The following is a 14,360-nucleotide window of genomic DNA, read 5'->3' as shown; positions in this document are numbered from 1 at the left end:
CAGATTGATTGCTCATGTTAAAACAGATTGATGTCTATACCGACGGCTCCTGCCTCGGCAATCCGGGCCCGGGTGGTTACGGGGCCGTGATGGTCTACGGCAAGCACCGCAAAGAGATTTCCGCCGGATTCAAGTTGACCACCAATAACCGAATGGAGCTGATGGCCGCCATCATGGGGCTGCGCACCCTCAACGAGCCCTGCAAGGTGCGCCTCACCACCGACAGCCAGTATGTCCGCCAGGGGATCACCCAGTGGATCATCGGCTGGAAGAAGAAGGGGTGGATGACAGCCAACCGTCAGCCGGTCAAAAACGTCGATCTCTGGAAGGAGCTGGATGCGGAAGTGGGTCGCCACCAGATTGAGTGGCTCTGGGTGAAGGGTCACTCCGGCCACCCGGAGAACGAACGGTGCGACGAGCTGGCCAGAGAGGCCGCCTGCGGCAAGGATCTGGCCGAGGATACCGGCTACCAGCCCTGACGGGCCATTCCCGGTGTGGCGAGGGACTTTGGCAGTTGCCAGCGCCGCCGCACCGGGATCAGTGGAAAGCGCCGTTTACGGGCCGCAATCACGTATACCGATGCAAACGCCCTGCAATAATCCCGTCCGATACTCTCCCGCCACCAGCTGTGCCAGCTCTGTTTCCCCATAAACGAGTAACCAAAGCGCTCGTCGAACATCACCTCGCATCCTAACAGATGCAACCAGTCCGTCACCCGCCCCGGGGTGAACATCCGTGCCGACCAGGGCATTCTGCGCCGCAAGAACGGCACACAGTGACCGATCCCGACCAGACTCATGGGGTTATAACCACTGATGATCAGCCAGCCATCGTCGGTCAGCACCCTTTCGGCTTCGCGCAACACCTGATGAGGATCGGCAGAGAAATCGAGGCAGTGAGCCAGCAGGCAGGCATCGACGCTGCCGGTCCGTACCGGCAGATCGAGGGGGTCGCCATACATGTCGAGCAGCCGCCCGCCGGGGGCGACCCCGATCTGGTGACGAATGGAGGAGCGTTTGCAGGAGAGTTCAGCGCTCAGGGCGCCAATTTTCAGCAGATGATACCCAAACAGATTGGGGCACCAGTTGTCGAGCCGATCCTGGATCTCGGCCGCCACCCAGTCCCCCATAGGCAATGCAGACCAGCTGGTCGGGATCTCGATTTGTTGTTCGGTACGTGCCACCTGCATAATAGGGCTCAACTCGGGGTTTCGAACGCCATCCTGTTATATAAGATACCCTCCCTAAAGAGAAGCAGACTCATGTATCCAGTGATCACAGTTCCAGCCTTTAATGACAACTACATCTGGTTGATCCGCCACGAAAATCACTGTCTGGTGGTCGATCCGGGCGATGCCGCACCCGTGCTGGAGCGGCTTGAGGCATTAGGACTGGTGCTCGATGCCATCCTGCTGACCCATCACCATCACGACCATGTCGGGGGCGTCACCGACCTGCTTGCCCACTTCCCCCACGCCCGGCTCTATGGCCCCAAACTTGACCCCATGCCGGATCACCACGGTCAGTGGCTGGAAGATGGCGATCAGATCAACTGGCACGGCCTCGCCCTCGAGGTGATCCATGTGCCCGGGCACACTCGCGGCCACATCGCCTACCACGGCAACGGCATGCTCTTTTGTGGCGATACCCTCTTCTCGGCCGGTTGTGGCCGCCTGTTTGAAGGGACGCCGGAGCAGATGTACCACTCGCTGCAACGACTCGCCGCCCTGCCCGATGAGACACTCATTTATTGTGCCCACGAGTACACCCTCTCCAACCTGCGTTTTGCCTATGCGGTCGAGCCGGATAACCCGGCGATCCGCCGCCAGATCGGGCTGATCAGCAAACTGCGGCAACAAGGGCTGCCAAGCCTGCCAACCCGGCTGGGTGACGAACGCACTTTCAACATTTTTCTGCGCTGCGAACAGGATTCAGTGAAATTTTCTGCTGAAAAGCATGGGCTAAAATGCGTGGAAAATCCGGTAGATACCTTCACCATCCTGCGTCAGTGGAAGGACGTTTTTTGAACAAACCTTGATCAGGGGGCCATTGCCCCTTATGATGCGGGCTGTTTTTCCCAAAAATGACCGGAACGAGATGAAGGTACGAACGGCCTTATTGGCAGCGCTGTTGCTCAGCGGCTGCCAAAACCTGAGCCATCAGGATGACCGGGCGCTAACGGCAATCGAGCCGATCAAGTCCCCCCAGGTCAAGAAAAAAGCGCATAAAAAACACTCTTCCCATTTCCTGTTTGGCGATGAACAACTGGATGAAATGGAAGAGACGGACAATCTGTGGGTGCGTATCAGCGATGATATGCAACTGGAAACTCCGGACAACCCGCGCATCCGCCAGCAACGTGAGTGGCTGTTGCGCAATGATAAGCATCTGGCGACCATTGCCAGCCGGGCTGAACCCTACCTCTATCTGATGGTAGAGGAGATTGAACGGCGTGAGCTGCCAATGGAGCTTATTACTGTCCCGATGATCGAAAGCATGTTTGATCCCCATGCCCGATCCCGCAGCAATGCCGTCGGACTCTGGCAGTTTGTGCCAGCGACAGGCAGAAACTTCGGTCTGCGCCACGACAACTGGTATGACGGACGGCGCGATGTGCTGGCCTCCACCAATGCGGCGCTCGACTATCTGGAGTACCTGAACCGCTTCTTTGACGGTGACTGGCTGCAAACGCTAGCCGCCTACAATGCCGGGGAAGGACGGGTGCGCAACGCCATACAGCGTAACCAGCGCGCAGGCAAGCCGACCGACTACTGGTCGCTCGATCTGCCGCGCGAAACCCGGATGTATGTGCCCAAGATCCTCGCCATGGCTGACATGATCAGCAATGCGGACAAGTACAATATCCAGTTGCCGGTGCTCGCCAACGAGCCGAAGCTGCGTGTGGTTGAGACTGGCAGCCAGATCGATCTGAATGTGGCCGCCCAACTGGCAGGTCTGCGCACGTCACAGCTCAAGGAGGTCAATCCAGCCCTGAGCCGTGGCGTGATGTCGCCCCGTGGCCCTTACCGCCTGCTGGTACCGGTGGAGTATGCCGATACCCTGGAGCTGGCACTAGCTGATCTGCCCAAGAGCGAGCGTATTCGTACCCGCTCCTATCAGGTCACCAGTGGCGATACTCTGTCGCGCATCGCCCAGAATCACGGCGTCAGCGTGAGCGAGCTGAAACTGGCCAACAATCTGCGCAGCAACAACCTGCGTCGCGGTCAACAACTGGTGATCCCGACCCATGGTCAGGTCAGCAGCAAGGCCAGCTCCGCCAGCAAACCGCAGCAGCTGGCAAGCCGTGGCAGCAGCCAGAAGGCCAAGGTCAGTTACAAGGTGCGCTCGGGTGACAACCTGTGGAGCATCAGCCAGGCGCACGGTGTCTCCCACGAAGAGCTCGCCAAGTGGAATGGTCTGAATGCCAAGTCGGCGCTCAAGCCAGGCATGAAGCTGGTGGTCTATCCCAAGCAAGGGAAGAAGAGCGACAAATCGATGGTGTATCAGGTTCGTCGTGGCGACTCCATCTCCTCCATCGCGGCTCGCTTCCAGGTGGCCATCAACGATGTGATGCGCTGGAACCAGCTGGATAAAGGGGATTACCTCAAGCCCGGTCAGGAGCTGACTCTGTTTGTGAAGAACAACACCTAAGCCTCACCGCTTGAACCCGATAAAAAACGGGGCTAGTCATCTGACTGGCCCCGTTTTTTATTACTGCGGCTAACCGCTGCTGTGTCTGAGCCGCCGACTAAAACAATGGCTTGGCGCCACCTGCGGATGCATCACCGCTCTGCAGGCAAAACTATCACCGCTATTCCCAGAGCCTTGTCGGCACCACCATCAGCACGGTGCGCTGACCGATCGCCACGTTGGCATTGGGGAAGACCACCGCCTCACGCGGCTTCTCGACCGTGTAGCGCAGCTCACCATCCTCGGCCAACACGAACCCTTGCGGAAATTCGGTGAAGTTGTCGACATCGCTGGCGAATAGAAAGCGAAACTGCTCCGATTTTTTGGTGATCACCCGATCGATGGCAAACAGGGTGAAATCGTCCGCCCGCCACGGCTCCAGTGCCACTTCATCCTGAGTGACCAGCTCCTGCAGTGCCTGCCGGGTTTCGATAAAGCGGGTCATATCGTTCTCACCAAATGGCCGTACCTTGCCCAGCTCCACCGTAAAGGCATGGGCCCCATGCTGGCGGGAGCTGTAGTAGCTGAAGGTCGTGGTCGGGCTGGCGGAGAGCAGAATGGTGCGCACCCCGCAGGCGCCGAGGAACTGCACCTGCTCGCGGCAGTGGGGCCGCTCGTGGGGAAAGGGGTAGACGGCAAACTTCTCGTGGCGCGAACCGCGAATGGCGGTGTGCAGATCGTAGTGGTAACGGGGACGAGCCGGATCGGCAAAGAAGCGGCTAACATACTGCTCGAGGCGCATGGCACGGATCCGCTCCCGATTGCAGAGCCCCTCCCCCTTGCTGTGGGCGCCAGAGAAGAGCCGGTTCATGTTCTCCTCCACTTCTCGCAGCCCCAGATTCATCGCCGCCGGATTGCCAAACAGGAACAGCACCCGATGGCGGGCGCTCAGCTCGCCTGAGAGCAGACGGCTCAGCAGCTGGTTGCAGATCTCGATGGGGGCAGTCTCGTTGCCGTGGATACCGCAGGAGAGGACGATATCCTTGCGTCCTCCCGGCTGATCGCCCGCGCCACGGGCAGGCTCCAGACAGAGCACGCCCGTATCCCAGACGCTGACCCGCGCACCATCGGGCAGGGCAAATTCAAAGGGCTCAAGCTGCCACTCATGGCTGCGGGTCAAGGCCAAAAAATCGTGCTGGGGAATCATCCGTCTCACCCTCTCGCTCTGGAATACTATGGCCGGATTATACGCAAGGCATCGTGGCTTAAAATCTTTTTTTAAACAAATTCAAACATTAACGATACAAGTGTGATAACAATCTAACGATGACAGCAATGACAGTAGCGATGTGGAATAAAGAGGAGAGGAAAAAGGATCAGCAAATAACAGGGGGAAAACGGGGGGAGATAAAACAGACAATAACAGACCTGGCAGTTGGTCTCCACAGGGGCAGAACAGCAAACGACTCAGCAGAAAAACAAGGCATCCATGCCCGGTAGATCAACCACGCCAGAACGGCTTGGTGGTCTCTTGATAACGGTCAGCTTCGTTCAGGCCGATGTCTTTGAGCAGGTACTCGGGCAGCTCGGAGAGCTGGCGACGGCTGCGGCTGCGCTCCAGCCAGGTCAGAACGGTCATTTTAACGCGAGCAACCAGATTCAATTGGCTGGAATGCTGGTAACCGGTTTCGGTATAAGTCATGTTGGCCATGATGTGGCTCCTCTGAATATTTGTTTACGCACTGGGCTTTATTTGATGCGCAAAGCTTAGTCAGGGAGTCAGACCGACTCAATTGACGAATTTTGATACGTTACATTAGTAAATCTAATGTCTAAAAACGGCAGGATTTAATTTTAACGCTTTGATTTTAAACAAATAATTATTTTAACGGTTGGCCAGCAGAGTCGCACAGCATATTGTGCTGCATGGCACCCATCTATATATGCATTTTACTGCTTTACATATGCAGGGATGGACAAGGTGTGAACAGCTGGCAACAGCGGAGTTACACGAAATTGTTAATTTAATGATCTTGTGACGATCTTTATTTAACACAATGAAACATAAATAAAACCAGCACCGCATCCCCATTCAGAGGCGCACATTGCCCCCTCCCCAAAGTGCCTCTTGGCACTCCAGCCGCATGCTGGTATGTTTATTTATACAGTAGTTTTGCTACCCGCAGCTGATGTCATACCTGATCTCGTCAACAGCGGGTCAGACCACAGGATCATCGATGGATACCTTTACCCCGACCGCCGCCCTGCGTCAACAGATGGCCGCCATTGAAGCCTCTCTCAACCAGCTGGCCGATCTGCTTGGCCAACTCGAGCTGCAGGAGGCTCATGTCTATCCCCTCCCCCCAGTTGCACAGGGGGAAGAACACGACCCGATCGAGCAAATTGAGGTGGGCTATCTCAACGGTGAAGCCGCGCTGGCGGCCACCCTCGCCGCCTATCGGGATCACAGCGCCCGCCCCGGCTGCTCCACCAAGGCGACTCACCGGCTGCCCGGCTGGTTGCGCTTTCCTGCCGCCGCTGCCCCCTTGCTGCAACCGCTGATCGACCAAATCAACCAGCACAAGCTTGATTTCAAGGCGTTGGTGCAGCAGGCGGGGGGACGGGACGAGAAGTTCGAGCTGGTACATACCGCCCTGCCCGGCGTGATCACGCTGCAGGTCTACCGCAAGCTGACCCTGTTGACAGGTGAGCTGCAATCCCTCGGCTTTACCTGGGCCGACAAGCAGACCATCAATCGTCTCAGTCGCGAGCAGGTGCTTGAGATGCTCGAGCGCAGCCGCCGCTACATACCGGCCCTCTCCAACAACGAGGAGTGGAGCAAGATGGTGGATCAGGAGGTGTACGATATTCGCCGCCTGCCCGCCGATGCCGAGCTGCGGATCCGCCGCCCGGTCAAGACCCACCCGATGATCAACCTGCTCTGGCTGGAGCGCACCCCGCGCAAGCAGCAGATCAAGGCGAGCCTGCCTCTGCTGCTCTGCTCCGATACCCCGCCTGCAGTCACCCATCTGGGCAACTATCCCCCCAAGAGCCGGCAGGCGCGGCGGGATCGCAAGATTGGCGGCGAACCCATCATCGAGCGGCTGCACCTCTATCTCTATCAGGGGTGACTGGATCAGGGATAGTTGGTTCAGGGATAACTGCGCCGCCTTGCCGCAATAAACGATGAATCCCGCATCTGCATCCCAAACGAGAAAGGGGAGAACATCTCTGGATGTTCTCCCCTTTTCTGTATCGATAGACGGTATGTAAGGCGGCGTCGCCAATCAGCCCATCAGCAGGGCCCGCAGGCTCTCCACATCCAGCCCGCGCACCTCGGACTGGCCGCTCAGCAGGCCATCGGCCAGCGCCCGCTTCTCGTCGTGCAGAGCGACAATCTTCTCCTCCACCGTCTGCTCGCACACCAGCCGGTACACAGTCACCGGCTGGGTCTGCCCCATCCGGTGCGCCCGATCGCTCGCCTGATCTTCCACCGCCGGGTTCCACCAGGGATCGAGGTGCAGCACGGTATCGGCCTGGGTGAGGTTGAGGCCGGTCCCCCCTGCCTTGAGGCTGATGAGGAACAGCGGCACCTCCTCATGACGAAAACGCAGGATGGAGTCCTGACGGGACTTGGCGGAGCAGCCCCCATCCAGATAGCAGTAGTCCCAGGACTTCTGCTCGATGCGGGCCCGCAACAGGCTCAGCAGGTCGACGAACTGGCTGAACACCAGCACCCGATGGCCGCCGTCGATCGCCTCTTCCAGCAGGGCCATCGCCTCGTCCAGCTTGCTGCTGGTTTGCGACCACTCGGGCATCACCAGCTCCGGTGAGCAGCAGAGGCGGCGCAGCCGGGTCAGGCCACTCAGCACATGCATCAGGGCGCGGCCATCGGCGCTTTGCACCTGCTGCACCACCTCGCGCCGGGTTGCCTCGTAGAGCTGACGCTCCTCGGGGGAGAGGCTGATGTGGTGAATGATCTCGGTCTTGTCCGGCAACTCGGTCAGCACCTCCTGCTTGAGACGACGCAGGATAAAGGGGCTGATCACCGCCCGCAGCAGCGCCATGTGCTGGGGATCCTTGACCGCCTTGCCAAAGCGACGCTTGAACTCGCCAAGGCTGCCGAGCAGCCCCGGGTTGATAAAGGTAAAGAGGCTCCACAGCTCCCCCAGATGGTTCTCGATGGGGGTGCCGGAGAGGGCGAGGCGAAAATCCCCTTCCAGCTGGAACAACAGCTTGGCGCGCTGGGTACCGGCGTTTTTGATCTGCTGCGCCTCATCGAGCACCATGGAAGACCATCGGCGGGACTTGAGCGCCTCCGCCAGGCTGCCGAGCATGCCGTAGTTGATGAGGATCACCTGACCAGCCTTGGCCTCGCGAATCATCCCCTCCCGCTCGGCCGGGTTCTCGAACACCACCACATCCAGCTCGGGGGCGAAACGGGCCACCTCCTCCTGCCAGTTGGTGACCACTGACTTGGGCACCACTACCAGGGCAGGGCCAAGGTGCTGGCGCATCCGCAACACAATCAGCGCCTGCAGCGTCTTGCCCAGACCCATGTCATCGGCCAGACAGGCACCAAAACCGTGATGGGCCAGGGTCGCCATCCAGCGCACCCCCTCTTTCTGATAGTCCCGCAGGGAGGTGAGCAACTCATCAGGGCAATCGACCTCCTGCTGCCACTCCTGCTGCAGGGATTGCCACGCCGCATCCCCCTCGGTGGTGATAACCGAGAGCAGACGGGTGAGCGGGTAAGCCAGCTTGTGGTTGATCCGCTGCTCGTCGTCGAGCATGGCCCCCAGCATGGAGAGCCGCTCCACCAGCTTGTCGCTCAGCATCAGGCTGGTCTTCTCGTCGAGCTGAACGGTGCGCTGCCCCGGGGTCATCTGGCGCAGAATAAGGCGCAGATCGAGGATCTGGTGCTCATCGAGGGCCAGTGCCCCTTCGACCTGGAACCAGTCCTGCCGCCGCTCGATGCGCAGGCTCAGAGCCGCTTCATCGAGGCTCTTGAGGCGAGCGCTGTCCTGATGCCAGTGAATGACCACACCGGCATCCACCAGCTCGGGCAGGGCATTGACCAGCGCCAGCGCCTGTTCCCCCTGTAGCAGCCACTCGCTGCCGGGCAGGCCGATGGGCAATTGATTGCGCAGCAACTGGGCCTGCCCCTTCTCGGCCCCGAGATCCCGCTGCCAGTAGTGGTACGCCTTGATCCCCTGCCGCACGATCGCCTCCCCCTTGCCAAGGGGCTGGGGCGGCAGATCCTCAAAACGGGTCACCAGCTTGACCGACAGCTGACCATCCTGCCAATCCAGTTGCACCGAAGGAATGCCCGGCCAGGGAGCCAGTTCGGCGTTGCCGCTAAGCCCCGCAACCTGACTGTGCCAAGGCAACTCGGGAATGGCATCGAGCGTGCGTTGCAGCTCAGCCAGCCCCTCGGCGGGCAGCAGCGGGATGGATTCGAGCGCTGGCAAGCGGTCGAGCAGCGGCTGCGGAGTGAGGATCAGCTGCCACAGATCCTGCGCCAGCGGCATGATATGGGCCCCGCGGGCGGCCGCATCGGGGCAGAGCTGCGCGCTCATCCCCTGTTCGGTGGCCACCACCTGCAGCAGGGGGGCGCTGATGGCCAGTTGCAGCTTTTGCCCCTTGGCGTTGAACAAACGGGGGTGATCGGCCAGCGGCGCCCAGACATCCCGCGGCAGTCGTCCCATCACCCGTGGCAGGGTGCGGACCAGTGCCCAGTCGTGCTCATCAAGCATGGCGGCATACTGGGTAGAGAGCAGGGCCGGATCGACCCGGCGACCGGCGGTCCACTCCCCCTTGGTGCTCAGTTTCTGGATCTTGCACTCCAGCTCGGGGCCGTCGGCATGGAGCAGCCACACCAACCGCTCTTGCGGCTTGCGCACGCCACTCGAGCGTCCCAGCCCCTGCAACCAGTTGAGCCAGCTGGCAGAGGCCGCGGTTTTATCCTCGTCCCCGTCATCATCCTGCTCATCACTGCCCTCTTGCGCACTCTCCTCACTGCCGCGCAGTTGGCACAAGGGCGCCCCTTTGGCCACCTCGCCCAACAAGATGCGCAGCAGATCCTGACAAAATGCCATCAGGCGATGATGGGGTTCGGCATCGAGCAGATGGGAGAGATCCCACTTGTGCAACATGGCCACCTGCGGGCTCTGGGCACCGTGACGGGCCAGCGCGCAGAGATCGAGCCAGAGATAGCCCCAGTGGAGCTCCTCCACCGGCAGCTGCAGGGTATCGAACAGGCCGACCGCCTGACCGTGGCGATCGCCCGCCCACTGGCTGAGCAAGTCGGCAAGCAGGGGGAACTGGCCAGTCAGACTGCGCTGCCACTTCTTGCGCTGTTCGCTGGCGATGACGGGATCGGCCTGCTGCAACCAGCCAAGCCAGAGCAGGGCGCTGAACGAACGGGGCCACTGGCCCGCCTCACCCTCATCGGTTGCCTGCCACTGGCCCAGCGCGGTGAGCAGTCGCTCGCCAAGCGGGCCGCTCTGGCTCTGCTGGGCCAACGCCTGCAGGGCTGGCCAGCCGGGGGCGGCATCCTTGCCCTCGCCGGTTGGCGATGTGCTCTCGCCATCCCCGCAGAGCCAGCGCCACTCCGCCTCGAACGCTTTGGCCCGGGCCTGCACCTCGGGGGCGCAGCGCACCAGCGCATTGGCCAGCGGCCAGCGCTCTTCATAGGGGGCATCAAGCAAGAGTTGCAGCGAGAAGTGCTCCAGCAACATTTGCTGCCAGGCGGGGCTGGAGCCCGCCAGCAACTGGTGAGCGTCCGGGGTATCGAGCAGGGTCAGCAGATCGCTGGCTGAGAAATAGGTGGGGATCTCCCCCGCCTTGCCGCGGCAGAGCTCGCGCACCACCGCATGGGTAAGATCCTGCCCGGTCAATGAGGGCACCCGGCTCCAGTCCGGCGCCGGGCAGAGACCGGCACGCACCCCCAGGATCAGCGCCAGCGTCCCCTCGGCGGTCAGGCTCCACTGCTGCTCCCCGCGCAATCTGACCAGTCCTGCATCCTGCAGTCGGGTCAGTTTATCGATCAGGGCATGGCCTATCGCCAGTTGTTCTTGCAGCAAACGGGTACTGGCAACGCGCTGCAATTGCAGGGTGGCGAGCAGGGCATAACTATCCGAAGAGAGGGTGGACGCAGACATCAAGACTCACGGGCAAGTGCAAAAGCGGAATTTTAACGGTAAAGCGCCAGCGGCTCGACCCTTTACCGTGAAATAACTCAAAAAAAAACGGCCATCCATGATGACCGTCGAAAGTAACGAAGGAAATAGCCGGATCATCCGGTTACCTCCCACAGCGGGAAAATCGGGAGCGCTAGCCCCTAATTCGTGGAGCCAATGCTAGAGGTTGGCGTCCGAAAAAGCTTTGAAGCGGATCACAGTTGAAAAGGATTTCTGAAAACGGTTTCAATTTTTGACGGCTAAAAACCATGGTTTCGCGCCAAATGAGCCATGTCCCAACCCCTCCTGCTCACCCGGCACAAGCGGTGAAAAACCTATAACGGTCGCTTGTCGAACGCCCCTGTGCGGGCAGCTGTCAGCTGTATTAGCTTCATCAGAACCTGTCGCCCCTAGGCGAGATTTCAGGGCCACCGGACATGGCCGAGATGGGCCAGGAGAGCACGAATCGGCTCCCTCCCCGTCCGGTAGCTTGGCAAACCGCGCTGCCGCCGTGGGCCTCTGCAATCGCCTTGACCACGGCGAGCCCAAGTCCGCTGCCGCCGCTCTTGCGCGAGCGTGACGGATCTCCGCGACGAAACGCATCGAAGATACAGGCGGCGATCTCCTCGCTGATGCCTGGCCCCTCATCTTCCACACTCAGGACGCACACACTCTCCGAGCGATACAGCCGCACGGTCAGCAGGCCAGGCAGCGCGTGCTTCTGGGCATTTTCCAACAGCGCCATCAGAGCCTGACGGATACGAAACAGATCGCAGCAGACATGAAGTTCGCTATCGAGCTCCCGCTGCAACACAAATCCGCTCGCCGCCAGAGGGCTGGCAAATGCCTCAAGCACCACGGCAAGCTCGTCGGCCAGCCTGACCTCGGTCCGCTGTAACTCCAGATGGCCGCTGTCGTTGAGGCTCAATACCCGCAAATCCTCGATCAGGTGATTGAGCCCCTCCACCTGACGCAGCAACCCCTCGAAGAGTTCGCTGCTGGGAGGAAAGACCCCTTCGGCCAGCCCCTGCAAACGGCCGCGCAAAATGGTGACGGGAGTGCGCAACTCGTGGGCGATGGCGGCATTCCAGAACTCCCGCTCGCGGGTCATGCTCTGCAGCCGCTCGGCCATGGCGTTGAAGTCGCGCACCAGTTGCGCCGTCTCCCCGATCGCCTGCTCATCCTCCGGCACACGGGCATCGAGTTTGCCCTCGGCCACCTCACGCAGGCTGGTTGCCACCGAGTTGAGGGGAGTCAGGATGCGGCGAGAGAGGCGAACCGCCACGTACAGCGCCATCCCCAATGCAATGAGAATGGTGGAGCCGATCCATAACATCTCGACTCTGGAGGGCACCCAGGTCTCGGAGATGCTGCCCGGCACAAACGCCACGGCGATGCCATAAAACACATAGGTGCCGATCACCGCGAGGGAGATAATGCCAAGCGTCATCAAGCCCAGAGAGCGGATGATCTGCCTGCGAAGGCCGGGCGCCGATTTCATGCATCGCCCCCGAAGCGATAGCCAACCCCCCAGACACTGGCGGGGACCCCCAGAATGCCGTGTGTCTCCAGTTTTTTGCGCAACTTGCTGATGTGGCTATCCACCGTACGCTCCTGGGTATCCCCCTCCGGCAAGCAGTGAGTCAACAGTTCGGCGCGACTGAACACCCGTTTCGGCGCCCGCATCAAAGAGGCGAGCAACTTGAACTCGGTCAGGGTCAGCTCCAGCACCTGCTGCTGGTCATCGCGGAAAATGCTGGCCTCGTGGCTCTCCAGATCGATCTGAAACAGGCCGACCCGCAGCACATTCGCCGTGGCAGGCTTTACGGCCCGGGTGCGCCTGAGCACGGCCTGCACTCGCGCCACCACTTCGGCCGGATTGAAGGGTTTGACCACATAGTCATCCGCCCCCATGCGCAGCCCCATCAGCTTGTCGAGATCCTGATCGAGGGCGGTCAGCATGATCACCGGCGTGTCGCCACGCGCCCGGATCTCGCTGAGCACCTGCCAGCCATCCAGTTGCGGCATCTGCACATCCAGCAGCAGGAGATCGGGTTTGAATGCCTGATGCATGGCCAGCGCTTCACGGCCATCGGCGGCGTGCAGGGAACGCAAGCCATGACGTTGCAGGTAAGCGGCGAGGATGTCGGCGATCTCGGCTTCATCCTCTGCAATCAGTACCAGTGACTGGCCCGCCGGGCTGGCGGAAGCATTGAGATGGGACATAGTCGGACTCGAAAAAAGGTGGCGTTGAACTTTATCATCGCCTCCATGGATTCTCCACAAAGCCTCGAATCATTCGCAATAGCCCCTCGCCATAATGGCCGCTCGATGCACTCTCCGGTCACATCACACCGGAGAGACGGTTTAACGAGGTGAGTGGATGATGTTTGTCAAACAGCGGTATGCGGGCGCCCTGCTCGCCGTCATTGCCGCATTCGGGTTGGCGGGGTGCGATGCCGCGCCGCAAGAGCAGGAGGCACCCGCCCCTCCTCAGGTGTCGGTGCTGACTCTGACTGATCGGGAGCTTGTCATCAGCGAGGATCTGCCCGCCCGGGTGGCGGCACTGCGCAGCGCCGACATTCGCGCCCAGATCAGCGGCATCGTACAGCGTCGCCTGTTCGAGCAGGGCGCCGAGATCAGCGCTGGCACTGTGCTGTTCCAGATAAACCCGGCCCCCTTCAAGGCCGATGTCGACAGCGCTGCCGCCGCATTGCAACGGGCCGAGGCCGTGCTGGCCCGCGCCCGCATCCAGATTGACCGCCTGAAGCCGCTGCTGCGCACCGACGCCATCAGCCGCCAGACCTATGACGATGCGGTCTCCCAGCGGGATCAGGCGGCTGCCGATGTGGCCCAGGCCAGGGCGACCCTGGCTCGGCACCAACTGAACCTGCAATTTGCCAGCGTGGAGGCACCCATCGCCGGACGTATCGATCAGGCGCTGGTGAGTGAAGGGGCTCTGGTGTCGCCCACCGATGCCACCCCCATGGCCCGAATACAGCAGATCGATCAGGTCTACGTCGATGTGCGTCAACCGGCCTCGGTGCTGGAATCCTTGCGCCAGCAGGCTGGCTCAACGGCACCGGAACTGGCGGTGGAGATCCTCGGTAGCAATGGCACACCGCTGGGCATGCAGGGGCACATCCTCTTCTCCGGCATCGAGGTCGATGCCGGGACCGGCGACGTGCTGCTGCGGGTGCTGGTGGATAACCCTGAGCGGCGGCTGTTGCCCGGCCTCTATGTGCAGGCGCGCATCCCCCGGGCCCGCTATGCCAACGCCCTGACCGTGCCCCAGCAGGCAGTGGTGCGCACATCGGGTCAGACCAGCGTGTGGGTGGTGGATGGCCAGGGGCAGGCACAGCTGGTTCCGGTCAACACCGCTGAACTGGTGAATAGCCAGTACCGTATCGCGTCCGGGCTCAGTGCCGGGCAACAGGTGGTGATCGAAGGGATCGACCGTCTGACCCCGGGGGTTCAGGTCATTGCCTCCCCCTGGCAACCACCCGCTGTCAGCCAACCGGCTGACGGTGGCATTCGCTGAATCGGAGAG

At 60.9% G+C, this 14,360-nt stretch carries 11 protein-coding genes; 5 read left to right on the top strand and 6 right to left on the bottom strand.

What is annotated here, in order from left to right; genetic code table 11:
- Positions 1 to 14: 14 nt before the first annotated feature.
- Positions 15 to 479: a ribonuclease HI gene (gene rnhA, locus ACTG2T_RS16975; RefSeq protein ID WP_005353268.1), complete on the top strand. Its 465-nt coding sequence runs from the start codon at positions 15 to 17 to the stop codon at positions 477 to 479.
- Here the strand turns inward: rnhA and ACTG2T_RS16970 are convergent.
- Positions 467 to 1,189, bottom strand: a complete 723-nt coding sequence (locus tag ACTG2T_RS16970; RefSeq protein ID WP_005361718.1) for a methyltransferase domain-containing protein — start codon at positions 1,187 to 1,189, stop codon at positions 467 to 469. The two genes, rnhA and ACTG2T_RS16970, sit on opposite strands and share 13 nt — an antisense overlap.
- A gap of 72 nt (positions 1,190 to 1,261) precedes the next feature.
- Here ACTG2T_RS16970 and gloB point away from each other — a divergent pair, with 72 nt between their 5' ends.
- Together gloB and ACTG2T_RS16960 are read left to right on the top strand one after the other, a co-directional pair.
- Positions 1,262 to 2,026 (top strand): hydroxyacylglutathione hydrolase, encoded by a 765-nt coding sequence (gloB, locus tag ACTG2T_RS16965; RefSeq protein WP_005337817.1) that lies wholly within the window; start codon positions 1,262 to 1,264, stop codon positions 2,024 to 2,026.
- Between the two features lie 70 nt (positions 2,027 to 2,096).
- Entirely contained in the window at positions 2,097 to 3,650 is a 1,554-nt protein-coding gene (locus ACTG2T_RS16960) for a lytic transglycosylase (RefSeq protein ID WP_216953219.1), read from the top strand.
- A gap of 160 nt (positions 3,651 to 3,810) precedes the next feature.
- On the opposite strand, the gene astE is transcribed toward ACTG2T_RS16960, so the two are convergent.
- The gene (gene astE / locus ACTG2T_RS16955) at positions 3,811 to 4,836 is read right to left on the bottom strand and encodes a succinylglutamate desuccinylase (RefSeq protein ID WP_158112368.1); all 1,026 of its coding nucleotides are present in this window, start codon (positions 4,834 to 4,836) and stop codon (positions 3,811 to 3,813) included.
- A 294-nt stretch (positions 4,837 to 5,130) separates the two neighbouring features.
- Positions 5,131 to 5,340 (bottom strand): DUF1127 domain-containing protein, encoded by a 210-nt coding sequence (locus ACTG2T_RS16950; protein WP_005337823.1) that lies wholly within the window; start codon positions 5,338 to 5,340, stop codon positions 5,131 to 5,133.
- Between the two features lie 526 nt (positions 5,341 to 5,866).
- On the opposite strand from ACTG2T_RS16950, the gene ACTG2T_RS16945 reads away from it, so the two are divergent.
- Positions 5,867 to 6,760 carry a DNA replication terminus site-binding protein gene (locus tag ACTG2T_RS16945; RefSeq protein ID WP_139741342.1) on the top strand — a complete coding sequence of 298 codons (894 nt, stop codon included), beginning with the start codon at positions 5,867 to 5,869 and terminating at the stop codon, positions 6,758 to 6,760.
- 156 nt (positions 6,761 to 6,916) lie between these two features.
- Here the strand turns inward: ACTG2T_RS16945 and ACTG2T_RS16940 are convergent, their stop codons facing one another.
- From ACTG2T_RS16940 to ACTG2T_RS16930, 3 genes are all read right to left on the bottom strand, one after another.
- Positions 6,917 to 10,792 carry a DEAD/DEAH box helicase gene (locus tag ACTG2T_RS16940; protein ID WP_330124816.1) on the bottom strand — a complete coding sequence of 1,292 codons (3,876 nt, stop codon included), beginning with the start codon at positions 10,790 to 10,792 and terminating at the stop codon, positions 6,917 to 6,919.
- A gap of 412 nt (positions 10,793 to 11,204) precedes the next feature.
- A complete protein-coding gene (locus tag ACTG2T_RS16935) occupies positions 11,205 to 12,311 on the bottom strand; it encodes an ATP-binding protein (RefSeq protein ID WP_330124815.1) in 1,107 nt (368 codons plus the stop codon).
- Positions 12,308 to 13,036, bottom strand: a complete 729-nt coding sequence (locus ACTG2T_RS16930) for a response regulator (protein ID WP_330124814.1) — start codon at positions 13,034 to 13,036, stop codon at positions 12,308 to 12,310. Before ACTG2T_RS16930 ends, ACTG2T_RS16935 begins: the two co-directional genes overlap by 4 nt.
- A gap of 157 nt (positions 13,037 to 13,193) precedes the next feature.
- Between ACTG2T_RS16930 and ACTG2T_RS16925 the strand changes: the two genes are divergently transcribed.
- Positions 13,194 to 14,351 carry an efflux RND transporter periplasmic adaptor subunit gene (locus ACTG2T_RS16925; RefSeq protein WP_330124813.1) on the top strand — a complete coding sequence of 386 codons (1,158 nt, stop codon included), beginning with the start codon at positions 13,194 to 13,196 and terminating at the stop codon, positions 14,349 to 14,351.
- Positions 14,352 to 14,360 lie beyond the last annotated feature (9 nt).

This window comes from Aeromonas sp. 75A, from assembly GCF_051919425.1.
GTDB lineage: Bacteria > Pseudomonadota > Gammaproteobacteria > Enterobacterales > Aeromonadaceae > Aeromonas > Aeromonas veronii.
This window is presented reverse-complemented; position numbering and strand designations above follow the sequence as displayed.